The following is a 26,556-nucleotide window of genomic DNA, read 5'->3' on the forward strand; positions in this document are numbered from 1 at the left end:
AGTGTACGGTCGTACGCTCGCTCATCCCAGCCGGCGGTAGCGGCCCTTGAAGTACGCCAGTGGTTCGCCGTCCGCGCTGGGCAGCGACGCGGTCAGCACCCGTCCGATCACCAGCGTGTGGTCGCCGGCCAGGACCCGCTGCTCGGTGCGGCACTCCAGCGTGGCGAGCGCCCCGCCGATGAGTGGTGCGCTCGTCATCTCCCCGCGTATGTAGGGGACGTCCTCGAACAGCAGCCGGTCGCTGATCCGGCCCTTCATGGCGAAGCGGCCGGCGATCTGCCGCTGGCTCTCCGTCAGCACGGACACCGCCCACAGCGGCTGCTCGGCCAGCAGGTCGTCCATCCGTGAGTCGTTGCGCAGGCTCACCATGACCAGCGGCGGGTCCAGGGACACCGAGACGAAGGCGGTCGCCGTCATGCCGACGTCCTCGCCGCGCCCGTGCTCGTCGAGCGGCGGTTCCTGGGCGGTGATCAGCACCACGCCCGCGGCCAGGCGGGCGAGGGCGGCGCGGAATTCGTCGTTGCTCACCCCCTCAGCATGGGGGACGGCTTCGGGGTGCGGGGTGGCAGGAGTCTTTTGCAGCACACCGGGCACGCTAGCGCCGGACGCCGCGCCGTCGCATCGGGCCGAGGGACCAGCCGGGTCCTAGGACTCCCGGACCAGGGTCCGCGCACGGGTGGCCGGGCGGTGTGCGCGATGGCGGATTTGCGAACAGAAAAGGACGACAGGCCACGCGGGGCAACTGCGGCCTCTTCACCATCTGTTGTGACTTGAGTCACAGAGAGCAATATTTGTTGACCCTGTGTACCGGGTGCACAGCTCACTGTGATTCAGTGAGCGTGACACTGCAATAAGTACGTCGATATGAAACCTGGAGTTGCTGTCGAGGTCTCGGGGAGTGCGAGCGATGGAGGCCGAGTCGGAGCCGTACGTCCGCCTTGCGACCATGCGGCAGTTGCACCAGGCCGTCGCCGACCTCAATACGGCGCGCAGTCTGGCGGACACGCTGCAGACCGTGGCCGACGGCATCGTCACCGGCCTCGGCTACGAGCTGGGCTGCGTGAATCTGGTCCGCCCCGACGGTGACCTCGTCGTCGCCGCCTTCGCGGGGAACGCCGCCGCGGAAGCCCTGATCACCGGCCGTGTCGGCTCCCGCGACTCCTGGGATCGCAGGCTGGCCATGGGCGAGGCCTGGGACGGACTCCGCTTCATACCGCACACCGAGGGCTGGGTCCTCCTCGACGACGACGTACCGCAGTGGCACACCGAGGGTCCGGAGCCGCGCTTCGAGGACGAGTGGCACCCCCTGGACCGCCTCTACGCCCCCATGTACGCCTCCGGTGGAGGTCTGGACCTTTTGGGCGTCCTTTCCGTCGACCGGCCGCGCAACGGCCGCCGGCCCGGTGCCTGGGGCCGGGAAGCCCTGCAGATGTACGCCTCCCAGGCAGCCATTGCGATCAGTAACGCACGGCTTCGAGCAAATATGCAGCGCGCCCTGGTCAGACTCGAACGGGAACAGCAGGCGCTGCGGGCCAGCGAGGAATCCTTCCGCCAGGCCTTCGAGTACGCCCCCAGCGGCATGGCCATCGCCGAGATGGGCGGCGACCAGCGCGGCAGGCTGCTGCGCACCAACGATGCGCTCTGCCGCCTCCTGGACCGCCCCGCCTCCGTGCTGCGCCGCTACTCCTTCGCCGATCTCGTCCACCCCGAGGACATCGGCACACTGCTCCGCACCTCCGCCGAGGGCGGCCGGGCGGAGCTGCGGCTGGGGCGCAGGGACGGCACCTACCTCTGGGTCTCGCTGCGCAACTCCGTCGTCGCGGACACCGCCGACGGTCCGCGATTCCTGCTCACGCACGTCGAGGACATCGAGGAGCGCAAGCGCAACGAGCTCCATCTCGCGCACCGCGCCTCGCACGACGCGCTCACCGGCCTGCCCAACAGCGCCGAGTTGCGCGCCCGCCTCAGCGCCCGGCTGTGTGAGAGGCCCCACTCCGCCGTCGCCACCACCGCGATAGAGGCGCTCGACGCGGCGTACGGGGACATGGAGGCGTCGCACGCGTACCGCGCCGACGGCTACGAGGCGGACGCGGTCCCGGGTGTCGGCCCGTACGACCACCACGTGCACGTCGTGGCCCCCGACATGGAGCGCGACGACGGGGCGAAGGGCCTGGCGGTGCTCTTCTGCGACCTGGACGGCTTCAAGTCCATCAACGACCGTTTCGGACATCACACGGGTGACGCGGTTCTCATCGAGGTCGCCCGGCGGCTCACCACCTGTGTGCGCGACGGGGACACCGTCGCACGGCTCGGGGGTGACGAATTCGTCGTCCTCGCGGACGGTCTGGGGGCGGCGGATGCCGCAGACCTGGCCGTACGCTTGCGTAATGCCATCATTCCGCCCATCCGGGTGGACGGCCGGGCTGTCAGGGTCGGGGCGAGTTTCGGTATCGGCTGGGCCGAGTGCGGGATGACCGTGGAAGAGGTCCTGCGCTCCGCCGACCAGCGGATGTACGTGGAGAAGCGGTCCAGGTCGAAGGTTCACCGCCGAGCCGGCTGACGTTCACACCCCGGCAGTCCCCGTACCACGCCCGGATTCCGGGTGGGCCGAGGGCAATTCGACGCGTGCTCCGTTCGGGGTAGGCTCGGCCGGTCGGCGACGGCTGGCGACATGGTGAGGAGTGACCCAGGGATGACGGCCGGAAACAACGGCGCGAGCAAGCCCGAGGACGACGATCCGTTCGGCTACCTGTACGAGGACGGGCGGGCGGCAGGCGCCCAGCCGCCCGGCCAGGGCGGCTACGGCTACCCCGGCCCCGTCGCGCAGCCCGGCGTACCCAGAACGTCCTACAACCAGGTGCGGACCGTCGGCGAACGCCAGTACGGGCAGGTTCCGCCGCAGCAGCAGGCCTACGGCCAGCAGCCCCCGCCGCAGCAGGGCGGGCAGTACGGCCGTCCGAACCCGCAGTACGCGGCGCCCGAGACCTACCCCGGTGGCGCGCCCACCGGCCCGGTCCCGCCGCACGGCGGCAGGGGTTCGGGTTCCGGCCGGGGCGGTCCCAACACCAAGGCGCTGCTGATCGCGGCGGTCGCCGTGGTCGCGGTGGTGCTCATCGGTATCGGTGCGGCCCTGATGACGGACGACGACGCCAAGGACAAGAAGAAGGACGAGGCCGGTACGTCGGCCGGTCCCGCGGGCGAGGTCGAGGAGTCGCCGAAGCCCGAGAAGTCCTCCGAGGCGTCCAAGGAGCCGGTCGACCTGCCCAAGCAGGACGCGGCGACGCTGACGCTCGGCGGCTCGGCGGCGCTGGACAACTCGGTCAAGGGCGCGAAGAGCGCGAACGGCCAGTACATCAGCCTCAACGAGGTCGGCCGGTCGGCCTCCTGGACGGTCGATGTGCCCGCGAGCGGCCCGTACACGCTCTTCGTGACGTACGGCGTGCCCGGCAAGGACGCCAAGACGTCCCTCACGGTCAACGACGAGGATCCCCGCTCCATCAACATGAAGAACTTCGCGCACGCGGCGGAGGGCGATCTGGAGAAGGGCTGGACGAACACGTTCGCGTACGTCCAGCTGAACGAGGGGTCGAACACGCTCACGCTGTCGTGCCTCGAGGGCGACCAGTGCGACGCCAACCTGGACCAGCTGTCGCTGAAGTCGGGTCACGTCAAGTAGTAGCTGACGAGCAGTACGCCACCATCGTCCCGGTTCTCGCCCCGTGCGAGCCGGGACGTGGTGTCTCCGGGGCCGCTCAGGCCGCGGAGGCCTGCTGTTCGACGGTGACGCGGGGCAGCAGGTTCGTGTAGGCCGCGCGGTCGAACTCACCGGCCGCCGGGGCCATCACGGTCGCCGTCGAGAGGGCCACCGCGCGGGCCAGCCGGGCCGGCCAGTCCAGCTTCTCCGCGAGTCCGGACAGCAGTCCGGCGACGGCGGAGTCGCCCGCGCCGGTCGGGTTGCCGCGTACCGGCGCCGGTGGTGCGGCCCGCCAGGTGCCGTCCGGGGTGACGGCGAGCAGTCCGTCCGCGCCCAGGGACGCGACGACGCTGTGGGCGCCCCGGCGGCGGGCGTCACGGGTCGCGCGCAGGGGTTCGCGGGCGCCGGTGAGCCGGGCGAGTTCGTCGGCGTTCGGCTTGACGAGGTCGGGGCGGGCGGCGATGCCGCGGCGCAGCGGTTCGCCGCTGGTGTCCAGGAGCGTCGGGACGCCGGCCGCGCGGGCGAGGCGGATCAGTTCCGCGTACGCGCCGACGTGTATGCCGGGCGGCAGGCTTCCGCAGAGGGCGACCGCGGCGGCTCCGGGGAGCAGTTCGCCGTACGTCCGCAGGAAGGCGGCCCATTCGTCGGAGCCGATGTGCGGTCCGGGTTCGTTGAGCTGGGTGGTGTCGCCGCTGGTGCGGTCCACGACGGCCGTGGTGCGGCGGGTGTTCCCGGCGACGGTGACGAGCGCGTCGGTGAGCGGTGCGTCGGTGGCGTGGCGGGGGAGTGTCCCGAGCAGGTCGCGCAGGACGGCTCCGGTGGCGCCCCCGGCGAAGCCGGTGACCACGGTGTCGTGCCCCAGCGCGGAGAGCACCCGGGCCACGTTGACGCCCTTGCCGCCGGGGCGTTCGGACATCTCGCTGATCCGGTGGCTGGTGTGCGGGACGAGGGCGGGGACGGTGTACGTCAGGTCGAGTGCCGTGTTCAGCGTGACGGTGAGTATCACCCGCGCCTGCCTCCGGTTCCCTGGTCGTCCGTCCTGTGCGCCGTCTCCGCCGGGCGCTGCCCGGGCGATCATGTCAAAGAGGTGGCGGCCGTCCCAGTCCTCCGGGACAACCGCCGTCTCTTCGTTACGTGTTCAACGTGCCGTCAACAGGATGACGCCTTCAGCCGGTCCGTGCGAGGGACGGCTCGACGATCCACTCGCCCCGCCGCATGACGCCCCTGATCGCGAAGTCCGCGTCCAGGACCACCAGGTCGGCGTCCTTGCCCGGGTCCAGCGAGCCGACCCTGTCGTACAGGCCGAGCAGCCGGGCCGGGTTGGCGGAGATGGACCGTACGACGTCGTCGACGGGGATGCGGTCGATCGTCACGGCCCTGCGGAACGCGGTGTCCAGGGTGAGGGTGGAGCCCGCGATGGAGCCGCCCTCGACCAGGCGGGCGACGCCCTCCTTGACCTCGACGGCGAGCGGGCCGAGCTGGTAGCGGCCGTCGCCGACCCCGGCCGCGTCCATGGCGTCGGTGATCAGCGCGACGCGGTCGGCGCCGGCGTGGTGGTAGGCCATCTCCAGGGCGGCGGGGTGCAGATGCGTGCCGTCGTTGATCAGCTCGACGGTGATCCGCTCGTCCTCCAGGAGGGCCGCGATCGGGCCGGGCGCCCGGTGGCCGAGCGCGGGCATCGCGTTGAAGAGGTGCGTGGCGACGGTGGCGCCCGCCTCGATGGCCTCGACGGTCTGCTCGTACGTCGCGTCCGTGTGCCCGACGGCCGCGATGACCCCGTGCTCGGCGAGCAGCCGTACGGACTCGATGCCGCCGGGCAGTTCGGTGGCGAGGGTGACCATCTTCGCGGTGCCGCGTGCCGCGTCGAGCAGCTTGCGGACCTCGGCGGGGTCGGGGTGGCGGAGCAGTTGTTCGCTGTGGGCGCCCTTGCGGCACGGGGAGATGAAGGGTCCCTCGAAGTGGACGCCTGCGATCTCGCCCTGCTCCACCAGTTCGGAGAGCATTCCGGCCTGCCGGGCCAGGAAGTCCATGTCGCCGGTGACGGTCGAGGCGACGACGGTCGTGGTGCCGTGCTCGCGGTGCACCCGGGCGCCGGTGAGGACGTCCTCGGCGGTGCCGGTGGCGAAGGAGGCGCCGCCACCGCCGTGGTTGTGCATGTCGACGAAACCGGGGACCACCCAGTGGCCCGAAAGGTCGACGGTCCGGGCGCCCTCCCGCGTACTGCCGGCGATTCGGGTGCCCTCGATGATCACCCGGCCGTCCTCGACGGTCCCGGTGGGCAGCACCACCCGGGCACCTGCGAGAACTGTGCTGTCTGCGCGTCCGGCCATCAGGCGGATACCTCCGTGGAGAGAAGATCCCAGGCGAGCAGCCCTGCGCCCAGGCATCCGGCGGTGTCCCCGAGGGCCGCCGGGACGATGTGAGGCAGCTTCTGGAACGTGACCCGTTCCTCGACAGCCGCACGCAGTGGTGTGAACAAGGTTTCCCCTGCCTCGGCCAGACCGCCACCGATGATGAGCGTGCGGGGGTCCAGCAAGGTGAGCGCGGTGACCAGTCCGGCGGCGAGCGCGTCGACGGCGTCCGCCCAGACGCGCAGTGCCGCGGGGTCGCCCGATTCGACGGCCTTCGCGCAGTCCGCGGCGTCGGCGTCCGGGTCCCCGGACGCGGCGGCCCAGGCCCGGGACACCGCGGACGCGGAGGCGAGGGTCTCCAGGCAGCCGCGCTGACCGCATCCGCAGTCCGGGCCGTCCGGCCGGACCACGACATGGCCGATCTCGCCCGCGTACCCGTGGGCCCCGGCCTCGATGCTGCCCGCGATGCCGATGGCGCCGGCGATGCCGGTGCCCAGCGGCACGAACAGGAAGCGGTCGGCTCCCTTGCCGGCGCCGATCCGTCCTTCGGCGAGGCCGCCGGTCCTGACGTCGTGGCCGAGTGCGACGGGTATGCCGCCGAGCCGCTCGCCGATGAGTGTCCGCAGGGGCACGTCGCGCCAGCCCAGGTTGGCGGCGTAGACCGCGATCCCGTGCTCCGCGTCGATGATCCCGGGCACGGCGACCCCGGCGGCGACCGCGCCTTCGCCGAACCGTTCCCTGCCGTGGGCCTGGAGATCCGCGGCGAAGCCGAGGACGGTCTCCACGACGGCTTCGGGCCCGCGCTCCCTGCCGGTGGCCCGGCGCGCCTCATGGAGCAGGGTGCCGTCGGCCCCGACCAGTGCGGCCTTCATTCCTGTGCCGCCCACATCGAGGGCGATGACGTGTCTCACGGAAGACAGTTTCGCCCGCCGACCCCTAAAAGGTCTAGTCCACTATCGTGGTTTGTTGAGCATGCATACAAAACGACCCTGCTAGATTGCCGAATCGATACGGCGGTGGTGTAGACCTCCGGCGGGTCGGGAGGCAGGATCACCGGTCAACGACGGACCGTGACCGGTAGGAACTGACGTAGGGGTGAACAGGGCTGTGCAGCGGCGCTTTGTGGGTCTGACCGCGGCGATAGCCGCACTCGGCATGACGGCAACGTTGTCGGGCTGTGGGAGCGAGAGCGGTTCGGGGGACGTCACCCTGAAGCTGGTCGCGGCCGACTACGGGACCGACGCGGCGAGCAGCTCCGAGAAGTACTGGGGCGAGGTCGCCGGGAAGTTCGAGAAGGCCAACCCCGGTATCGAGGTCGATGTCGAGGTCTACTCCTGGAAGGACGTCGACCGCGAGGTCGCGGCCATGGTGAAGGCCGGCGAGGCCCCCGACATCGCGCAGATCGGGGCGTACGCCGACTACGCCAAGGCGGGCAAGCTCTACACCTCCGACGACATGCTCGCGATCCGCACCGAGTCCAACTTCCTGCCCTCGCTCAGTGACGCGGGCAAGGTCGACGGCAGCCTCTACGGACTGCCGTTCGTGGCCAGCACCCGGCTGCTCTTCTACAACAAGGGACTGTTCTCCGAGGCGGGGATCGACGCCCCGCAGACCTGGGCCGACATCCAGAGCGACGCCGCCGCCCTGAAGCGGCGTGGCGTGACGTACCCCTTCGCCCTGCCGCTCGGCCCCGAGGAGTCCCAGGCCGAGACCCTGATGTGGATGCTCAGCGGGGGCGGCGGCTACACGGACGAAACCGGCAACTACGACATCGACTCCCCGGCCAACGTCGCGACGTTCACCTGGCTGAAGAACGACCTCGTGGGCAAGGGCCTCACCGGGCCCGTCGCCCCCGGCGAGCTCGACCGGGCAAAGGCGTTCGACGCGTTCACCAAGGGCGATGTGGGCATGCTCAACGGCCACCCGACGCTGATGCAGGAAGCGGAGCAGAAGGGCATCGACGTCGGCATGGTGCCGCTGCCCGGGCACGAGGGGCCGACCAAGGGCTCGATGGGCGTGGCCGACTGGATGATGGGCTTCAAGCAGAACGGCCACCGCGAGGAGATCGGCAGGTTCCTCGACTTCGCGTACACGGACGACAACGTCATGGACTTCGCCGACCGGTACGACCTGCTCCCGGTCACCGGCAGCGCGTCCCTGGCGATGGAGTCCGACGGGAAGTACGAGTCGCTGCACGAGTTCCTGTCGGCGCTGCCGAACTCCACGCTGTACCCGTTCGGCAAGACCTCCTGGGCGCAGGCCAGCGAGTCGATCAAGGAGAGGATCGGCGACGCCGTCGAGCCGAACGGCAACCCGGAGAGCGTGCTCGGGGGGATCTCGGAGCGGGCGCGGCAGGCCGAGAACGCGGAGTAGGTTGGTTGATATGACCGCCGACCCCGCCGCCCCGCTCTCCGACCAGGAACGCGCGGTACTCGCCGTCGAGCGGCGCTCCTGGTCCGGCCCCGGCGCGAAGGAACGGGCGATCCGGGAGCAGCTGGGCATCTCCCCGGTCCGCTACTACCAGCTCCTCAACGCCCTCCTCGACGACCGGCGCGCGCTGGAGGAGGACCCGGTGACGGTGAACCGCCTCCGCCGGGTCCGGGACGCGAGGCGGGGCCGCCGCTGAGGCGGAACCGGCCGCGCGCCGGGCGGACGGCGGACGCCCCGGAGATCCTGAGGTGCGCGTGTCCGGGGTCCTGCGGTACGTGAATCCAGGGCTGTCCTCGCCCCCGGACGGGCCCGCTCCGCACCACCGTGGCGGCCGGAAGCCGCGCGGGGCGCCGGCCCGCCGGATACGCTCGCCCGCATGGGTAACCCGGAGCACCCCCTCCCGATCCCGTCCACCCAGGCCGGCCGCGAAGGCCTCGTCGCGCTGCTCGCCCGGCCCGACCGGGCCGTCGTCGCGCTGGACTTCGACGGCACGCTCGCCGAGATCGTCCCCGACCCGGAAGACTCCCGCGCCCACCCGGGCGCCGTCCCGGCCCTCTCCGCGCTCGCACCGCGGGTCGCCTCCGTCGCCGTGGTCACCGGCCGCCCCGCCGCTGTCGCGGTCCGCTACGGCGGCTTCGCCGGGGTGCCGGGCCTGGACCACCTCGTCGTCCTCGGGCACTACGGCGCCGAACGCTGGGACGCCGTCACCGGCACCGTGCACGCCCCCGAACCGCACCCCGGTGTCGCGGCCGCCCTGACGGAGCTGCCCGCGGTGCTGGAGGGGACGGGGGCGGGCAGCGGCACCTGGATCGAGGAGAAGGGGCGGGCGGTCGCCGTGCACACCCGCCGCGCGTCCGCACCGCAGGCCGCCTTCGACGCCCTGCGCGGCCCGCTCGGAGACCTCGCCGCCCGGCACGGCCTGATCGTCGAACCGGGCCGCCTGGTCCTGGAGTTGCGCCCGCCGGGCATGGACAAGGGTGTCGCGCTCGCGGAGTACGTACGGGAGACCGGTGCCGAGTCCGTCCTGTACGCGGGCGACGACCTGGGTGACCTCGCCGCGTACGCCGCGGTGGAGAAGCTCCGCACCAACGGCACCGCGGGCCTGCTGGTCTGCAGCGGCACCGAGGTTCCCGAACTCGCGGAGCGCGCCGACCTGTTGCTGCCGGGCCCCGCAGCGGTGGTGGACCTGCTGGCCACCCTCGCCCAGCACCTGCGACAGCCGTAACCCCCGGCGCGCGGGAGGCGCGCCCCTAGCCCCGCAGCGCGTCGAGCTGGTCCAGGAACCACCGCTGCGGCGGCAGCGAAGTCGCAGCGGCGGCAAGGCGCTTCGTCCGGGCGCCCCGCTCGTCGCGGTCCATCGTCAGCGCCTCGTGCAGGGCCGCCGCCGTGGCCGACACGTCGTACGGATTGACCACGATCGCGTCCTCGCCCAGCTCCTCGTACGCCCCCGCCTCCCGGGAGAGGACCAGTGCGCAGCCCTCGTCGGAGACGACGGGGACCTCCTTGGCGACCAGGTTCATGCCGTCGCGGATCGGGTTGACCAGCGCCACGTCCGCCAGCCGGTACGCCGCCAGCGAGCGCGCGAAGTCGTCGTCGACGTGCAGCAGGACCGGGGTCCAGTCCGGGGTGCCGTACTGCTCGTTGATCCCGTCGGCGACCCGCTGGACCTCCGCCGTGTAGTCGCGGTACACCGCGAGGTCCTGCCGGGAGGGGTAGGCGAACGCCACGTGCACCACCCGCTCGCGCCACTCGGGACGCTCCTCCAGCAGCGCCCGGTAGGCGTGCAGGCCGCGCACGATGTTCTTGGAGAGCTCCGTGCGGTCCACCCGCACGATCGTCCTCCGCCCGGCGCCCACCTGCTCCCGCAGCGTCTCCATCCGCGCGTCCACGTCCGCCTCGTGGGCGCGGCGGCGCAGGAAGTCCGCGTCGGCGCCCAGCCCGTGCACCCCGATCCGGGTGTGGCCGGTGCCGCCGAGGATCTCCGTGCAGCAGGAGATGAACGCGTCCGCCCAGCGACGGGTCAGGAACGCGGCCCGGTCGGCACCCAGGATGCCGCGCAGCAGCTGCTCGCCGATGTCGTCGGGCAGCAGCCGGAAGTAGTCCACCGGCGCCCACGGGGTGTGCGAGAAGTGTCCGATCCGCAGGTCGGGCCGGAGCTCTCGGAGGATGCCGGGCACCAGCGAGAGGTGGTAGTCCTGCACCAGGACCGCCGCGCCGACGCCCGCCTCCTCGGCGAGCGCCTCGGCGAAGGCCCGGTTGTACGCCTCGAAGGAGGCCCACTGCCGGCGGAACTCCGCGTCGAACACGGGCTCCACCGGCGTCTGGTAGATCATGTGGTGGACGAACCACAGCACCGAGTTCGCGATGCCGTTGTACGCGTCGGCGTGGACCCCGGCGTCGATGTCGAGCATCCGGACACCGGGCTCACAGACGCCCTGCCGGACTGCCTCGCGGTCGCCGTCGCCCAGCGCGGCGCACACCCACAGCTTGTCCTCGACGGCGCTGAGGCCGGATACGAGACCGCCCCCGCCGCGTTTCGAGTCGAGCGTGCCGTCCTCACGCAGGGTGTACGACACCGGGCCGCGGTTGGACGCGACGAGGACCTGGGCAGCGTGCTCGGAGACCATGTACCCGAACCTAGCCCGTTCGGGAAGCCGCCAAACGTGAAGCAGGACCCGCCTTGCTACGCCGCGTGCCGGGACGCGTACTCCGCGATCTCACGCATCGGCGGCCTCTCCTCGGTGTCCACCGCGTGGGTGCGCGGTACGAAGCCGTTCGCGCCCCGCTCGAACTGGGTGATCGAGGGCCGCACCAGATGCCCCCGGGAGAGCCGCAGCTGCGCGGTGCGGTAGATCGCCGCGGCCATCCTGCCGAGCGCCTGGCCGTCCTGGTGGCGGTGTTTGCGTACGCCGACGTCGACCTGGGCCAGTGCGTCCAGGCCCACCGTGTGCAGGGCGTCGACGAGCAGGCCCAGTTCCACTCCGTAACCGACGGGGAAGGGCAGCCGTTCGAGCAGGGAGCGGCGTACCGCGTATTCGCCGCCGAGGGGCTGGACGAAGCCGGCCAGCTGCGGCCAGTGCAGATTGAGCAGCGGGCGTGCCACGAGCTCGGTGACCCGGCCGCCCTGGCCTGCGGTGTCTCCCAACGGGCGGTCGTACATGGCCTTGACGAACTCGACCTCGGGGTCGGTCAGCAGCGGGCCGACGATCCCGGACACGAAGTCCGCCGAGAAGTCGCGCAGGTCCGCGTCGATGAAGCAGACGATCTCCCCGCTGGTCACCAGCAGTGACCGCCACAGCACTTCGCCCTTGCCGGGGACGGCGGGCAGCGAGGGGAGTATCGCGTCCCGGTGCACGACGCGGGCGCCCGCCCGCCGGGCGACCTCGGCGGTGGCGTCGGTGGAGCCGGAGTCGATCACGACCAGCTCGTCGACGAGCCTGACCTTCTCCATGAGCTCGCGTCTGATCTCCGTGACGATCGAGCCGACCGTCGCCTCCTCGTTCAGCGCGGGCAGCACGACACTCACGCTCGCACGGTGCGGATCCCTCGCCCGGGCGGCCGTGAGCCGTTCGAGCGGGCGGTCGGCGGCTGACCAGGAACGCCTGGTCAGCCAGCGTTCCACCTCTTCCAGCACGGTCGATACTCCCTGTATGTGATCCATCTCGCGGTTCGGACGACTATCTCCATCGCCCGGGGCTTCGGTTACAGTCTTGAACAACGCGGATGGCCCTCGCATGTCGGGGTCGGTCCGCGAATAAACGCCCGGATCAATGGTCCGGTGCCATAGCGCTCATCCAGAGGGACTGAGGGAACGGCCCGTTGAAGTCCCGGCAACCCTCCTGCCGACCGCGAGGTCACGGTGGGGAAGGTGCCAATTCCGTCTTGTGGCGAAATACGTCGCGAGGAAGATGAGGAGAAAGGGCCTCCGCCATCATGGCCGTGCAGACAGTTGCAACGAACAACAATTCTTCCGCCGTGGACCTCGGTCCCGCCGTAGCGCTTTCCTGCCGCGAATGCGGCGAGCGTTTCGAGCTCGGTCCCATTTTCGCCTGTGCGTCCTGTTTCGGGCCGCTCGAAGTGGCGTACGACCTGCCGAGCGGCTCCCCCGAAGAGCTGAAGAAGCGCATCGCCGAAGGCCCGGACAACATCTGGCGGTATGCGCCGCTGCTGCCGGTTCCCTCCGATGTCGCGGACAAGCCCAACATCAACCCCGGCTTCACGAAGCTGGTCAAGGCCGACAACCTCGCCCGTGAGCTGGGCGTCACCGGCGGCCTGTACGTCAAGGACGACTCCGGCAACCCGACGCACTCCTTCAAGGACCGCGTCGTCGCGATCGCCGTCGAGGCCGCCCGCGCCTTCGGATTCACCACCCTGTCCTGCTCCTCCACCGGCAACCTCGCCGGTGCGGTGGGCGCCGCCGCGGCCCGCGCCGGCTTCCGCTCCTGCGTGTTCATCCCGCACGACCTGGAGCAGGGCAAGGTCGTCATGGCCGCGGTGTACGGCGGTGAACTGGTCGGTATCGAGGGCAATTACGACGACGTCAACCGCTTCTGCTCGGAACTCATCGGCGATCCGCTCGGCGAGGGCTGGGGCTTCGTCAACGTCAACCTGCGGCCGTACTACGGCGAGGGCTCCAAGACCCTGGCGTACGAGATCTGTGAGCAGCTCGGCTGGCAGCTGCCCGACCAGCTCGTCATCCCGATCGCGTCCGGATCGCAGCTCACGAAGATCGACAAGGGCCTCCAGGAGCTGATCAAGCTCGGCCTGGTCGAGGACAAGCCGTACAAGATCTTCGGCGCGCAGGCCGAGGGCTGCTCCCCGGTCTCCACCGCCTTCAAGGCGGGCCACGACGTCGTCCGGCCGCAGAAGCCGAACACGATCGCCAAGTCCCTGGCCATCGGGAACCCGGCCGACGGCCCGTACGTCCTGGACATCGCCCGGCGCACCGGCGGTGCCGTGGAGGACGTGAACGACGAGCAGGTCGTCGACGCGATCAAGCTGCTGGCCCGCACCGAGGGCATCTTCGCGGAGACCGCCGGCGGTGTGACGGTCGGCGTGACGAAGAAGCTGATCGAGGCCGGTCTGCTGGACCCGACGCTGACGACCGTCGTGCTGAACACCGGTGACGGTCTGAAGACGCTGGACGCCGTCGCCCCGACGACCGGTGTGGCGGCCACGATCCGGCCCAGCCTGGAGGCGTTCCGCGCCGCCGGCCTCGCCGCCGCCAACTGACCACCCGAGACCGAAGGAAGGCACCCACATGAGCGTCAAGGTCCGCATCCCCACCATCCTCCGCACCTACACGGGCGGTCAGGCCGAGGTCCCGGCAGAGGGCACGGTCCTCTCCGAGGTCATCGAGTCCCTGGAGAAGGACCACCCGGGCATCGCCGCCCGGGTCCTGGACGACCAGGGCAAGCTGCGCCGCTTCGTGAACGTGTACGTCAACGACGACGACGTGCGCTTCGAGGGCGGCCTGGAGGCGGCCACCCCGGACGGCGCCGGCATCTCGATCATCCCGGCCGTCGCCGGAGGCTGACCGTCGGACACGGTGCCGGAGGCTGACCGTCGTTCGCGACGCCCGGGGCCCGACGCTCCCGCCCGGCCGCACAACTGCCTGAACATCATTGCCCCCTCCGCGAGAGAAGCGGAGGGGGCAATTCTGCATGGTTGAGCGCGGTACAGTTGGGGAAGTCCCCTCAGCTGCCCGTGCCGCCCGCATATGAGAATGCGCCCGGTCGCGACAAGAAGCAGCCAAAGTACGTGAACTCCTTGTGGCATAAGCCGCCTTTGTCCGGCCCGAATTGCCCCGGAGTATCACGAGTTCTCCATATCCGGGCGTTCAGGCCTGCCCAGAATTCTCGTCCGATTGACCTGTTGCAGAGGGCAGTTGGGCAGATACATTCGGCCGCGGTCGACGCGTTCCGGCGCACGCCACCCTCTCCTGTCGGAGGGTGAGTTTGACCCGGGCCCGCGAAGTGCGGTGCTCGTGCAAGGGCCAGTAATAGGGGAGTTAGGCATGGCTCAGGGCACCGTCAAGTGGTTCAACGCGGAGAAGGGGTACGGCTTCATCGCGGTCGACGGTGGTGCGGATGTTTTCGTCCACTACAGCGCGATCCAGATGGACGGGTACCGCACCCTCGAAGAGGGTCAGCGAGTTGAATTCGAGATCTCGCAGGGCCAGAAGGGGCCGCAGGCGGACATGGTCAAGCTCGCCGTCGGCTGAGCTCGGCACGGTCGGCCAACGACACTACTCACGCACGCAGGGTCCGTACCCCCGATGAGGGGATACGGGCCCTGCGTGCGTCCGTGCGCCCCCTCCCGGTTGTCCACGGACGGGGGGGACGCTTGCACTCGCAGGGGTCGAGTGCTAATCATTGGCGTTAGCACTCTCCAGGTGAGAGTGACAGAACTTGGACCGGGCCGGTGAGGCCCGCAGGCTCCGTGGGGCAAGGAACCACAGAGCACGCTGGCCGTCCGTCGCGGGCGCCTCTCGGTCCGGAGAAATCCACCCCTGTCCGGGAGGACCACTTCACATGGCCAAGATCATCGCGTTCGACGAGGAGGCACGGCGCGGTCTCGAGCGCGGGATGAACCAGCTCGCCGACGCCGTCAAGGTCACCCTCGGCCCCAAGGGCCGAAACGTCGTCCTCGAGAAGAAGTGGGGCGCGCCCACGATCACCAACGATGGTGTTTCCATCGCCAAGGAGATCGAGCTCGAGGACCCGTACGAGAAGATCGGTGCGGAGCTGGTCAAGGAGGTCGCCAAGAAGACGGACGACGTCGCCGGCGACGGTACGACCACTGCCACCGTTCTCGCCCAGGCACTCGTCCGCGAGGGCCTGCGCAACGTCGCCGCGGGTGCGAACCCGATGGCTCTGAAGCGTGGCATCGAGAAGGCCGTCGAGGCCGTCTCCGCCGCTCTGCTGGAGCAGGCGAAGGACGTGGAGACCAAGGAGCAGATCGCTTCGACGGCCTCCATCTCCGCTGCTGACACCGAGATCGGCGCCAAGATCGCCGAGGCTATGGACAAGGTCGGCAAGGAAGGCGTCATCACCGTCGAGGAGTCCCAGACCTTCGGTCTGGAGCTTGAGCTCACCGAGGGTATGCGCTTCGACAAGGGCTACATCTCGGCGTACTTCGCGACCGACATGGAGCGTATGGAGACGTCCTTCGACGACCCGTACATCCTCATCGTCAACTCCAAGGTCAGCAACGTGAAGGACCTCCTTCCGCTGCTGGAGAAGGTCATGCAGTCGGGCAAGCCCCTGCTGATCATCGCCGAGGACGTCGAGGGCGAGGCCCTGTCGACCCTGGTCGTCAACAAGATCCGTGGCACCTTCAAGTCCGTCGCCGTCAAGGCTCCGGGCTTCGGTGACCGCCGCAAGGCCATGCTCGGCGACATCGCCATCCTCACCGGTGGCACCGTCATCTCCGAGGAGGTCGGTCTCAAGCTGGAGAACGCCGGCGTCGACCTGCTCGGCACCGCTCGCAAGGTCGTCATCACCAAGGACGAGACGACGATCGTCGACGGTGGCGGTGACAGCGACCAGGTCCAGGGTCGTGTCAAGCAGATCCGTGCCGAGATCGAGAACTCCGACTCGGACTACGACCGCGAGAAGCTCCAGGAGCGCCTCGCGAAGCTGGCCGGCGGCGTGGCCGTCATCAAGGCCGGCGCCGCCACCGAGGTGGAGCTCAAGGAGCGCAAGCACCGCATCGAGGACGCGGTGCGCAACGCCAAGGCCGCCGTCGAGGAGGGCATCGTCGCCGGTGGTGGCGTGGCTCTGCTCCAGGCCTCGGCCGTCTTCGAGAAGCTCGACCTGACCGGTGACGAGGCCACGGGCGCCAACGCCGTGAAGCTCGCGCTGGAGGCTCCGCTCAAGCAGATCGCCGTCAACGGTGGTCTCGAGGGTGGCGTCATCGTCGAGAAGGTGCGCAACCTGCCGATCGGTCACGGCCTCAACGCCGCGACCGGCGAGTACGTCGACATGATCGCCGAGGGCATCATCGACCCGGCGAAGGTCACGCGCTCCGCCCTGCAGAACGCCGCGTCCATCGCCGCGCTCTTCCTCACCACCGAGGCCGTCATCGCCGACAAGCCGGAGAAGGCCTCCGCGGCTGCTCCGGGCGGCATGCCGGGCGGTGACATGGACTTCTGATCCTCGGATCAGCAGCTCCACGCAGCGTCAGCTGCACCCCGCAGTACCTGTACGACGCCGGCCCCCGGGATTCGTCCCGGGGGCCGGCGTCGTTCCTGTCCGCGTGATCGCGGGGGTGCCGGATACTGGTCCCTCTCCGTCCCCCTCCCGAAGGAGCGCACGCCCGTGACCACGGACTCCCGGACAGGCCCGCCGGTTTCGGGCAGCGAGCGTGAGACTCTGCGGGCCTTCCTCGACTACCACCGGGCCACCCTGGCCATGAAGTGCGAGGGGCTGGACGACGACGAGCTGCGGCGGCGGTCGATGCCCCCGTCCACGCTCTCGCTGCTCGCACTGGTGCGGCACATGGCCGAGGTGGAACGGGCCTGGTTCCGCCGCGTGTTCGAGGACAACGGGGCGCCGATGGTCTGGTCCGACCGGATCGACTTCCAGGCTGCCTACGACGCGAGCGCCTCGAACAGGGTGGAGGCGTTCGGCGCCTGGGAGGCCGAGGTGGAGAATTCGCGCCGCGTCGAGCGGGAGGCCGATTCCCTGGACCTGCTGGGCCGCCAGCCGCGCTGGGAGAAGGAGGTGTCGCTGCGCCTGGCGATGGTGCACGTGCTCCTTGAGTACAGCCGCCACAACGGGCACGCGGACCTCCTGCGCGAGGGCGTCGACGGGACCGTGGGGGCGTGAGGACTTCGCACGCTGTGGCCCGCACCCCGTGAACGGAAGGACAAGGGGAGGCGGGCCACAGCTGTTCGACGGCGGTGCGAGGCGTGGGGGCCCCGGTGGTCGGCGGCGGTGCGAGGCGTGGGGGCCCCGGTGGTCAGGGGCGTTCGAGGCCGCCCCGCGCGATGACGTCCGCGTACCAACGGGCGCTGTCCTTCGGGGTGCGGCGCTGCGTGGCGAAGTCGACGTGCACGATGCCGAACCGCTTGCTGTAGCCGTACGCCCACTCGAAGTTGTCAAGGAGCGACCACAGGAAGTACCCGCGTACGTCCACGCCGTCCCCGATCGCGCGATGCACGGCCGACAGGTGGGCGTCCAGGTACGCCACCCGTTCCGGGTCGTGGACCTGGCCCGACGGGTCGGCGTAGTCGTCGTACGCGGCGCCGTTCTCGGTGACCATCAGCGGCAGGCCGGGCAGGTCCTCGCGGAGCCGGGTGAGGAGTTCGTACAGGCCGTTCGCGTCCACCGGCCAGTCCATCGCCGTGCGGGGGCCGTCCGCGGCCGTGAACGCCACGTGCTTCTCGGCACCAGCCCACGGGGACGGGGACTCCGACGAGCCGGCGGAGACGACGCTGGGGGAGTAGTAGTTGATGCCGAGGGAGTCGGTGGGCGCGGAGATGACCTCCAGGTCGCCGTCCCGGACGAAGGACCAGTCGGTCACCGTCGCCGTGTCCTGCACCAGGTCCTGCGGCAGCCGCCCGTGGAAGACGGGTTCGAGGAAGATCCGGTTGGCGACGGCGTCGATCCGGCGGACGGCGTCGTGGTCCGCGGGGGTGTCGGCCAGTGGGCGCAGGGCGTGCAGATTCAGGGTCAGCGAGACCTCGGCGGAGGACGGCAGCAGGCTCCGCAGGACCCCGGTCGCGCTGCCGTGCGCCAGGTTGAGGTGGTGGGCCGCGCGCAGGGCGGCGAGGTCGCTCGTACGTCCGGGGGCGTGGACCCCGTTGCCGTAGCCGAGGAAGGCCGCGCACCAGGGCTCGTTGAGCGTCGTCCACGTCGCCACCCGGTCACCCAGGGCGCGGGCCACGAGCCCGGCGTATTCGGCGAACCGGTGCGCGGTGTCGCGCTCGGGCCAGCCGCCCGTGTCCTCCAGTTCCTGCGGCAGGTCCCAGTGGTAGAGCGTCGCGACGGGCCGGATGCCGGCGGCCAGCAGTTCGTCGACGAGCCGCCGGTAGAAGTCGAGGCCGTGCTCGACGGCGGGGCCCCGGCCGGTCGGCTGGACCCGGGGCCAGGACACCGAGAAGCGGTAGTCGGTGACGCCGAGCTCCTTCATCAGCGCCACGTCCTCGGGCATCCGGTGCAGGTGGTCGGCGGCGATGTCGCCGGTGTCGCCGTTGCGGACCTTGCCGGGGGTTCTGCTGAAGGTGTCCCAGATGGACTCGGTGCGGCCGCCCTCGGTGGCCGCTCCCTCGATCTGATAGGCGGCGGTGGCCGTCCCCCAGCGGAATCCGGTGGGGAACCGCAGCCCCGCCACGGTGTTGGGGCGGGCATCGACAGCGGTCATGAGACTGGCACTCCAGGAGGTGAGTTGGGGGTGGTGGGGGGAGGACTCAGCCCTTGACGGCTCCCTGCATGATCCCGCCGACGATCTGCCGGCCGAGGAAGCCGAAGACCAGCAGCACGGGGAGGGTGCCGAGCAGGGTGCCGGCCATGATCACCGACTGGTCGTGGACGTAGCCGCCGCCGAGCTGCCGCAGGGCGACCTGCACGGTCGGCTCCTGCGAGGACAGCGCGATGATCGGCCAGAAGAAGTCGTTCCACGCGGTCATGAAGGTGAGCATGCCGAGCACTGCCATGCCGGGCCGGGCGACCGGGATGACGATGGACCAGAAGATGCGCGCGGTGGACGCGCCGTCGACGCGGGCCGCCTCGATCAGTTCGTCGGGCAGCGACTGCACCAGGTACTGGCGCATGAAGAACACCCCGAAGGCCGACACCAGTCCTGGCAGGATCACGGCCTGGAGCTGGTTCACCCACTGGAGTTCCGCGATCAGCATGAACAGCGGGATGACGCCGAGCTGCGGCGGGATCATCATCGTGCCGATGGTCAGGGTGAGCAGCGCGCCACGGCCCTTGAAGCGCAGCTTGGCGAAGGCGAATCCGGCCAGGGTGCAGCACAGCACGGTGCCGACGGTGATGGAGCCGGACACGATGAACGAGTTCAGCAGCGCCTTGCCGATCGCGGCCTCCTCCAGCACCGCCTCGAAGTTCTTGATGAGGTTCGGCCCGGGCAGCAGCGAGGGCGGCACCTTCGCGAGGTCCGCGTTGGAGCGGCTGGCCGCGACGATCGTCCAGTAGAACGGGAACGCCGAGATCAGCAGTGCGAAGCCGAGGATCAGGTACGAGAGCCAGCCGCCGTGCATGCCCCGTGCGCCCCGCGGCCTCGCGCGCCGGGCGGGCGGGGTTCTGGGCCGGACGGTCTTCGGCGCGGTCGGCTCCGTGGCGAGCGCGGTCATCGGCCGGCCTCCTTACGGGCACGGCGGCGCACGACGAGGGCGTTGGCCCCGACGAGCACCACGATCAGGACGAACATCACCCAGGCGATGGCGGCGGCCCGGCCCAGGTGGAAGAAACCCCAGCCCTGCTCGTACATGTACAGGCCGAGGGTCTGGTACTGGTGCGAGATGCCGCCGGAGATGGACCCCTCGAAGAGCAGGGGCTCCCCGAAGAGCTGAGTGGCGCCGATCGTCGACACGATCACCGTGAAGACGATCGTGGGCCGCAGACCGGGCAGCGTGACATGGATGAACTGCCGCCAGCGGGACGCCCCGTCCATCTCCGCGGCCTCGTACAGCTCGCCCGGGATGGACTGCATGCCCGCCAGGTAGATCAGCGCGTTGTAGCCGGTCCAGCGCCAGACGACGATCGTGGAGACGGCGATCTGCGAGGCGACCGTGCCGGTCTGCCAGTCGACGGGGCTGAACCCGACGAGGCCCAGCACGTAGTTGATCAGCCCGAAGTCGCGGCCGAAGAGCTGGGCGAAGACCAGCGTCGCGGCGGCCACCGAGGTGGCGTACGGGAGCAGGATCGCCGTCCGGATGAAGGTGCGCCCGCGCAGTTTGTAGTTGAGCAGGTGCGCCAGCCCCAGGGCCATGGCGAGCTGCGGGACGGTGGACAGCACGCCGATGGTGAACGTGTTGCGCAGCGAGGTCCAGAAGTACTCGTCGGTGAACAGCGCCGTGTAGTTGGCGATGCCGCGCCACTCCATGTCGCCGCTCGTCTGGAGTTCGACCCGGTAGAGCGAGACGAACGCCGTGTAGAGCAGCGGGAAGAGCCCGAAGGCGGCGAAGAGGGTGAAGAACGGGGCGATGTAGGCGTACGGCGAGAGCTTCTGCCAGGTGCGCCGGAGGGAGGCGGCCCGACCGTCGTCGGACCCGGTTCCGGGCGCCCGGGGCGCGGCCTGCGCGGTGGCGGTGAGGGTCACGGTGCGGCCCTTCGGGGAGTTACGGGCAGGGGGAGTCGGGGAGTTACGGGGTGGGGGCCGGTCCGCCGGACTGCGGAGGCGGACCGGCCCCGGCGGGGCGGTGGCGGGGTGTCTCGCCGGCCCCCGGTGATGGCGTCGACGGAGCGTCAGCCGGTCACCGGGGCGGTGGCGTGGTGGCTCATGGCCCCGGTGACGCGGTGACGCGGTGACCGGGCGTCAGCCGATCACGTTCGCCACGCCCTTCTTCGCCGTCTCCCACGCCTTCTCCGACGACGTGCCCTTGCGCTCCACCTCGCTCAGCGCGTTGGTCAGCTGCTGGGCGACGTTCTGGTCGTGCACGCCGAGCACCTGGACCGGGGACTCCTTGGCCGCGTCACCGAAGATCTGGCCGATCGGCGCGTCGGAGAAGTAGGGGTCCTTGGCGTCGGCGACCTTAGCGATGGCGCCCGTCGAGGACGGGAAGTTGCCCTGCTTCTGGAAGAGCTTGGCCTGCTGCTCGGGGGCGGTGAGCCACTTGATCAGCTCGTACGCCTCCTTCTTGTGCTCGGCCGCGCGCGGGACCGAGAGGTAGGAGCCGCCCCAGTTGCCCGCGCCGCCGGGCAGCTTGGCGATGTCCCACTTGCCCTTGCCCGCGTCACCGGCCTGGCCCTTGACGTAGCCGAGCATCCAGGCGGGGCACGGGATGGTGGCGAACGAACCGGCGGCGAAGGCCTGGTTCCACTGCGGCGACCACTGGTCGAGCTTGGCGCTCAGCCCGGCCTCGGCCGCCTCGACCGAGGTGTCCCAGGCCTGCTTGACGGCCGGGTTGTTCTCGTAGATCAGCTCACCGGAGGCGTCGTAGTACCGCTCCTTCTCCTGGCCGATCATGATCCCGTAGAGGCTGCCGATGCTGTCCAGCCAGGCGTTCTTGGCGGGGGCCTTCTTCTTGTACTGCTTGCCGAGCTCCAGGTAGCCGTCCCAGGTGGACCACTTCTGGGCGAGCTCCTCGCGGTCGGTGGGCAGTCCGGCCTGTTCGAAGAGGTCGGTGCGGTAGCACATCGCCTCGGGCCCGACGTCGGTGCCGAGGCCGAGGACCTTGCCGTCCTTCGTGGTCGCCGCCGACCACTTGGCGTCGGCGAACTGGTCCTTGAGCCTGTCGGCGCCGAATTCCTTCAGGTCCTGGAACTTGTCGGCCTGCTGCTGGGTGACCGACGCGATCCGGCCCACCTCGATGCCCTGCACATCGGCGAGCCCGCCGCCGCCGGCCAGCCGGGTCTGGAGCGACTTCCAGTAGTCGGCCTCGTCCTCGGTGTCGGTCTGCTTGATGGTGACGCCGGGGTTCAGCTTCTCGTACTCCGCGTACAGCCCGGCCTCCTTGTAGCCGAACGATCCGAAGAGGTCGACGGTCAGCGTGACGTCCCCGTTCGCACTGTCGGAGGAGTCCGAGGTGCCTGACCCACAGGCGGCGAGGAGCGTCCCGGCGAGGACGACCGCGCCGAGGCGGACGGTGGCTCTCTTGGCGGCTCGGGCGATGGGCATGGGAAGCCTCCCTTGGCTTCGGGATGAACCGAGCGCTTGAGAGCGCTCTCAAAACCTGCGTCTGGAGCGTCCCGCAGCCCTCCCTCCCCGTCAAGACTCGAACGCGTAACGGCTTTGCGTTGCGTCCAACTACTGTCTGTGTGAGTTCTATTGACACTTACGTTTCAGAAGTTTTACGTTCCTTGGCACTTGAGAGCGCTCTCGAACGCGCTCCGATCCCCCCATGACGAGGTGCTGCCCATGCAAGCCTCCCTCTCCAGACCAGCAGCGGCGACGGTCCTGGCCATCGCCCTGGCCGCCGTGGGCCTGGGCCCTGCCGCATCCCCGGCGGCAGCCGCCACCATCCCCGCAGGGTCCGGCAGCTACACCGACAGCCGCCCCGCCGGTACGTCCGGTCCCACCACGAACACCGGCGCCCCCGTCACGCCCAAGCTCACCGCGGCGGCGAAGGACAAGCCGGTCCCGACCAACGACTGGTGGTCCTCACTCGCCTACCAGCGTTACGGCGACAACCCGTACTCCACCCCGATGTACGGCCACCCGCTGACCTATCAGGCGACCTCCGGCGGACTGGAGGTCGGCTACCCGACCACGCCCGCGGTCGTCGGTGGCGGCCGCCAGTACGAGTACGCCCACAAGGCCGATCTCACCGTCGGCCTCAATGGCCTCAACTCCCCGGACACCAAGGCCGACGACTGGTCCGACTGGACGGTCACCCCCTACTGGTCGGACGGCACCCGCACCCTGCGCACGACCATCGGGCACGGCATGCCCTTCGTGTACGCCAAGGGCTCCGGCGGCGACGCCCGGATCACCACGGCCGGCACCCCCACGGTCTTCGCGGACAACGGCAACGTCCTCGGCATCACGGTCGCCGGCCACCACTACGCCCTGTTCGCCCCGACCGGCAGCGACTGGAACGTCTCCGGCACGGCGATCACGGCCGGGCTCGGCGGCAAGGACTACTTCTCGCTCGCCGTGCTGCCGTCCACGGACGCGCTCGCGACCTACCGGAAGTACGCCTTCAGCTTCGTCACCGGCTCCAAGGTGGCCTGGGAGTCCACCGGCGGCACGGTCAAGGCGACCTACAGCCTGACCACGGAGGCCAAGGAGGGCACCGAACGCGGCGCGCTCCAGGCGCTGTACCGCCACCAGTGGCTGCACACCACGGACGCGCTCACGCCGTACACGTACGTCTCCCCGCGCGGCACCATGAAGGTGCGGGAGTCCGCCTCCTTCACCACCAGCCAGAAGAACCAGGGCGTGCTGCCCGCCCTGCCCGCCTCCAGCGGGGTCGACAAGGCGCGGCTGACCGGCTATCTGAACGAGGTGGCGAACGCCTCCGACCCGTTCTCCGGGGCCAGTGACACGTACTGGACGGGCAAGGCGCTCGGCCGCCTCGCCCAGCTGGTGCCCGTCGCCGACCAGATCGGCCAGCCGGGCATCCGGGACAAGCTGCTGGGCCTGATGAAGGGCCGCCTCCAGGAGTGGTTCACGGCGGGCGGGGCGAGCGAGTTCAGCTACGACAAGGACTGGAAGACGCTGACCGGCTACCCGGCCTCGTACGGCAGCGACACCGAGCTCAACGACCACCACTTCCACTACAGCTACTACGTGTACGCGGCGGCGATCGTCGCCCAGTACGACCAGGCGTGGGCCGCCGACTCCGCCTGGGGCGCCATGGTCAATACCCTGGTGCGGGACGCCGCCAACCCCAGCCGCACGGACACCGCGTACCCGTTCCTGCGCGGCTTCGACGTGTACGCGGGCCACAGCTGGGCCTCCGGCCACCAGGGCTTCGCGGCGGGCAACAACCAGGAGTCCTCGTCGGAGTCGGTCAACCTCAGCGCGGGACTCGTCCTGTGGGGCGCCGCGACGGGTGACACCACGCTGCGCGACCTCGGCAGCTATCTGCTGACCACCGAGTCGGAAGCGATCACGCAGTACTGGTTCGACGCCGACGAGCAGGTCTTCCCCGGCTCCTTCGGGCATGACACGGTCGGCATGGTCTGGGGCAGCGGCGGCGCGTACTCCACCTGGTGGACCGCGAACCCGGAGGAGATCCACGGCATCAACGTCCTCCCCGTCACCGGTGGTTCGCTGCACCTGGCCCGTGAGAAGGCCGCCATCAAGCGCAACATCGCCGAGATGGAGCGCGAGAACGGCGGACCGGCCGTCGAGTGGCGCGACCTGCTGTGGCAGTTCGAGTCGCTGGCCGATCCGGCCCTGGCAAAGGCCAAGTGGGACGCGGGCAACGCGGGCTACACCCCGGAAGAGGGTGAGTCCAAGGCGCACACGTACCACTGGATCACCACGCTCGACACCCTGGGCGCACCCGATCTGACGGTCAGCGGGAACATCCCGACGTCGGCCGTCTTCGCCAAGAACGGCGTCCGTACGTACGCCGCTCACAACCACGGCTCCACCGCCCGCACCGTCACCTTCTCCGACGGCGCGACCCTCTCGGTGCCGGCCCGCTCCACGGCCACCGGCACGGGTACCGGCGGCGGCGACCCCGATCCCGAGGAGCCGGGTCCGTCCACCGGCAACACCTTCCGGCTGAAGTCCGGCGGCATCCTCACCACCGCCACGGACGGCGTGGCGGGAGCCGACACGCTGGCCTCGGCCGACGGCGTCAACCGGGACGGCACCCCGTACAGGCCGACGGTCTACGAGATCAAGAACGTCGACGGGACCCTCGCGGCAGGCACGTCCACCACATTCCGCCTCCGGGTCGACGCGGGTACGAAGGTCGGGCTCGCCCCGCAGGTCAGGGTCAGTTACGACCTCACCGGTGACGGCACGTTCGACCGCACCGAAACCTTCCGCTACTTCGCGACCGACCCGGTCGCGGGATGGGAGGAGTACACCCAGGCGGTGGGCACCACGGCGGTGACCGGAAGCCTGGGCGCCCTCAAGGCCGGAACGGTCCGCCTGGAGATCTGGAACGCGCTGGGCGACGGCACGTCCCAGGTGCAGACCGGCACGGACGCGGCGGTCGTGAAGATCCCGTACGTCTAGAGGCCATGGTGTGCGGCGGGCCCCGGGCCTTTCGGTCCGGGGCCCGCCGTACCCCCTTCTGCGCCGGGCCCGCCGTACGTCTTTCAGGCCGAGGCGCGTCGTACGAGCGTGGTCGGGGTGATCACCGAGTCGGGGCGGTCGGCCCCCGTGCGGTCCTTGTCCAGGCCGCGCAGCAGCAGCCGGGCCATCAGCCGGCCCTGACCCTCGATGTCCTGCCGGACCGTGGTCAGGGGCGGGTCGGCGGTCTCGGCCACCGAGTCCATGTCGTCGAATCCGACCAGGGCGACCCGCTCGGGCACCGCGATCCCGTGCTCGTGCAGCACCCGCAGGGCGCCCGTGGCCATCAGGTCGTTGGCCGCGAACACGGCGTCCAGGTCGGGCCGCCGCTCCAGGAGTTCCGCCATCGCCCGCGCCCCGCTCTCCACGGTGAACGCGCCCTCCGCGACGAGCGTCGGATCCAGCTCCAGCAGGATGTCCCGGTAGCCGTCCAGCCGGTCCATGGCCGAGGTCTGGTCGGGCGGCCCTCCGATGTACCCGATCCGCTCCCGCCCGAGCCCCCGCAGATACTGCACGGCGGCCCGCGCCCCGCCCCGGTTGTCGGCGTCCACGTACTGCACGGCCTGTTCCCCGGGGCCCGCGGTCCAGCTCGGCCGGCCCCCGTACACCGTCGGGATCCCGGCCCGCCGGGTGATCGCGGGCAGCGGGTCGTCGGTGTGCAGGGAGAAGGCGAGGGCCCCGTCGACATGGCCGCCGGACAGATAGCGCGCGATCCGGTCGAAGTCCGCGGGCCCTTCCACGATCAGCAGCACCAGCTGGGTGTCGTGGGCGGCCAGTTCCTTGCTGATGCCCCGGATCTGCTGGGAGAAGAACGGGTCCGAGAAGATCCGGATCTCCGGCTCCGCGATGACCACGGCCACCGCTCCGGTCCGCCGGGTGACCAGGGTCCGGGCGGCGTGGTTCGGGATGTACTGGAGCTCCTCGACCGCCTGGCGCACCTTGTCCACCAGCGGTTTGCGGACTCCGTCACCCCCGTTGACCACCCGGGACGCGGTGGCCCGTGACACCCCCGCCCGTGCCGCGACGGCTTCCAGGGTGGGCCGGGACCCGGGGTGCTGCTCAGGCAAGACGGGCGCTCCTCGTTGCTGGGCGGCGGCACGGGGCAGACGGGGCACCGCCAGGTCGCCTACAGCGTAACGCCGGGGCCCACCCCTGGGCTGAGAGCGCTTCCAACCCATCCCCGGAAGGGCCGCCGGG

At 70.4% G+C, this 26,556-nt stretch carries 22 protein-coding genes and 1 riboswitch; of the genes, 11 read left to right on the forward strand and 11 right to left on the reverse strand.

Annotation, left to right across the window (positions count from 1 at the left end):
- Positions 1–21: 21 nt before the first annotated feature.
- Complete coding sequence (locus OG524_RS20495) at positions 22–528, reverse strand: flavin reductase family protein (protein WP_405389403.1); 507 nt, start codon at positions 526–528, stop codon at positions 22–24.
- Positions 529–907: 379 nt separating this feature from the next.
- Between OG524_RS20495 and cdgB the strand changes: the two genes are divergently transcribed.
- Both cdgB and OG524_RS20505 read left to right on the forward strand, forming a co-directional pair.
- Positions 908–2,560 (forward strand): diguanylate cyclase CdgB, encoded by a 1,653-nt coding sequence (gene cdgB, locus OG524_RS20500; protein WP_405389402.1) that lies wholly within the window; start codon positions 908–910, stop codon positions 2,558–2,560.
- Between the two features lie 132 nt (positions 2,561–2,692).
- On the forward strand, positions 2,693–3,676 hold the full coding sequence (locus tag OG524_RS20505; protein ID WP_405389401.1) for a carbohydrate-binding protein: 984 nt from the start codon (positions 2,693–2,695) through the stop codon (positions 3,674–3,676).
- A gap of 76 nt (positions 3,677–3,752) precedes the next feature.
- Here OG524_RS20505 and OG524_RS20510 read toward each other — a convergent pair whose 3' ends face one another.
- The 3 genes from OG524_RS20510 to OG524_RS20520 form a co-directional block, all read right to left on the reverse strand.
- Positions 3,753–4,700: a 1-phosphofructokinase family hexose kinase gene (locus OG524_RS20510; RefSeq protein WP_405811452.1), complete on the reverse strand. Its 948-nt coding sequence runs from the start codon at positions 4,698–4,700 to the stop codon at positions 3,753–3,755.
- Between the two features lie 160 nt (positions 4,701–4,860).
- Positions 4,861–6,024 (reverse strand): N-acetylglucosamine-6-phosphate deacetylase, encoded by a 1,164-nt coding sequence (gene nagA, locus OG524_RS20515; protein ID WP_405389399.1) that lies wholly within the window; start codon positions 6,022–6,024, stop codon positions 4,861–4,863.
- Positions 6,024–6,956, reverse strand: coding sequence for an ROK family protein (locus OG524_RS20520; RefSeq protein WP_405389398.1), 933 nt, complete (start codon positions 6,954–6,956; stop codon positions 6,024–6,026). Before OG524_RS20520 ends, nagA begins: the two co-directional genes overlap by 1 nt.
- A 244-nt stretch (positions 6,957–7,200) precedes the next feature.
- On the opposite strand from OG524_RS20520, the gene OG524_RS20525 reads away from it, so the two are divergent.
- The 3 genes from OG524_RS20525 (at position 7,201) to otsB (ending at position 9,700) form a co-directional block, all read left to right on the forward strand.
- Entirely contained in the window at positions 7,201–8,418 is a 1,218-nt protein-coding gene (locus OG524_RS20525; RefSeq protein WP_405393142.1) for an extracellular solute-binding protein, read from the forward strand.
- Between the two features lie 10 nt (positions 8,419–8,428).
- On the forward strand, positions 8,429–8,671 hold the full coding sequence (locus OG524_RS20530) for a DUF3263 domain-containing protein (protein ID WP_405389397.1): 243 nt from the start codon (positions 8,429–8,431) through the stop codon (positions 8,669–8,671).
- 180 nt (positions 8,672–8,851) lie between these two features.
- Positions 8,852–9,700, forward strand: coding sequence for a trehalose-phosphatase (otsB, locus tag OG524_RS20535; RefSeq protein ID WP_405811455.1), 849 nt, complete (start codon positions 8,852–8,854; stop codon positions 9,698–9,700).
- A gap of 25 nt (positions 9,701–9,725) precedes the next feature.
- On the opposite strand, the gene OG524_RS20540 is transcribed toward otsB, so the two are convergent.
- Positions 9,726–11,102, reverse strand: coding sequence for a trehalose-6-phosphate synthase (locus OG524_RS20540; protein ID WP_405389395.1), 1,377 nt, complete (start codon positions 11,100–11,102; stop codon positions 9,726–9,728).
- 56 nt (positions 11,103–11,158) lie between these two features.
- A complete protein-coding gene (locus tag OG524_RS20545; protein ID WP_405393141.1) occupies positions 11,159–12,109 on the reverse strand; it encodes a glucosyl-3-phosphoglycerate synthase in 951 nt (316 codons plus the stop codon).
- Positions 12,110–12,262: 153 nt separating this feature from the next.
- Positions 12,263–12,390, forward strand: a riboswitch (SAM riboswitch).
- 18 nt (positions 12,391–12,408) lie between these two features.
- Here OG524_RS20545 and thrC point away from each other — a divergent pair.
- The 5 genes from thrC (at position 12,409) to OG524_RS20570 (ending at position 17,306) form a co-directional block, all read left to right on the forward strand.
- A complete protein-coding gene (gene thrC, locus OG524_RS20550) occupies positions 12,409–13,707 on the forward strand; it encodes a threonine synthase (RefSeq protein ID WP_405389394.1) in 1,299 nt (432 codons plus the stop codon).
- Positions 13,708–13,735: 28 nt separating this feature from the next.
- Positions 13,736–14,011: a MoaD/ThiS family protein gene (locus OG524_RS20555; RefSeq protein ID WP_405389393.1), complete on the forward strand. Its 276-nt coding sequence runs from the start codon at positions 13,736–13,738 to the stop codon at positions 14,009–14,011.
- 480 nt (positions 14,012–14,491) lie between these two features.
- Positions 14,492–14,698, forward strand: coding sequence for a cold-shock protein (locus OG524_RS20560; protein WP_003967346.1), 207 nt, complete (start codon positions 14,492–14,494; stop codon positions 14,696–14,698).
- 310 nt (positions 14,699–15,008) lie between these two features.
- Positions 15,009–16,631 (forward strand): chaperonin GroEL, encoded by a 1,623-nt coding sequence (gene groL, locus OG524_RS20565; RefSeq protein ID WP_405389392.1) that lies wholly within the window; start codon positions 15,009–15,011, stop codon positions 16,629–16,631.
- 165 nt (positions 16,632–16,796) lie between these two features.
- Positions 16,797–17,306 carry a DinB family protein gene (locus OG524_RS20570; RefSeq protein WP_405389391.1) on the forward strand — a complete coding sequence of 170 codons (510 nt, stop codon included), beginning with the start codon at positions 16,797–16,799 and terminating at the stop codon, positions 17,304–17,306.
- Between the two features lie 133 nt (positions 17,307–17,439).
- Here the strand turns inward: OG524_RS20570 and OG524_RS20575 are convergent, their stop codons facing one another.
- The 4 genes from OG524_RS20575 to OG524_RS20590 form a co-directional block, all read right to left on the reverse strand.
- Complete coding sequence (locus OG524_RS20575; protein ID WP_405389390.1) at positions 17,440–18,843, reverse strand: GH1 family beta-glucosidase; 1,404 nt, start codon at positions 18,841–18,843, stop codon at positions 17,440–17,442.
- A 46-nt stretch (positions 18,844–18,889) separates the two neighbouring features.
- On the reverse strand, positions 18,890–19,795 hold the full coding sequence (locus tag OG524_RS20580) for a carbohydrate ABC transporter permease (protein ID WP_405389389.1): 906 nt from the start codon (positions 19,793–19,795) through the stop codon (positions 18,890–18,892).
- A complete protein-coding gene (locus tag OG524_RS20585; protein ID WP_405389388.1) occupies positions 19,792–20,763 on the reverse strand; it encodes a carbohydrate ABC transporter permease in 972 nt (323 codons plus the stop codon). The genes OG524_RS20580 and OG524_RS20585 overlap by 4 nt, the downstream gene beginning before the upstream one ends.
- A 216-nt stretch (positions 20,764–20,979) precedes the next feature.
- Complete coding sequence (locus OG524_RS20590) at positions 20,980–22,281, reverse strand: ABC transporter substrate-binding protein (RefSeq protein ID WP_405389387.1); 1,302 nt, start codon at positions 22,279–22,281, stop codon at positions 20,980–20,982.
- Between the two features lie 240 nt (positions 22,282–22,521).
- On the opposite strand from OG524_RS20590, the gene OG524_RS20595 reads away from it, so the two are divergent.
- Positions 22,522–25,302 (forward strand): glycosyl hydrolase, encoded by a 2,781-nt coding sequence (locus OG524_RS20595; protein ID WP_405389386.1) that lies wholly within the window; start codon positions 22,522–22,524, stop codon positions 25,300–25,302.
- Positions 25,303–25,385: 83 nt separating this feature from the next.
- Here OG524_RS20595 and OG524_RS20600 read toward each other — a convergent pair whose 3' ends face one another.
- Positions 25,386–26,426, reverse strand: coding sequence for a LacI family DNA-binding transcriptional regulator (locus OG524_RS20600; RefSeq protein WP_405389385.1), 1,041 nt, complete (start codon positions 26,424–26,426; stop codon positions 25,386–25,388).
- Positions 26,427–26,556: the final 130 nt, after the last annotated feature.

The sequence above is a fragment of the Streptomyces sp. NBC_01520 genome (assembly GCF_045040375.1).
GTDB lineage: Bacteria > Actinomycetota > Actinomycetes > Streptomycetales > Streptomycetaceae > Streptomyces.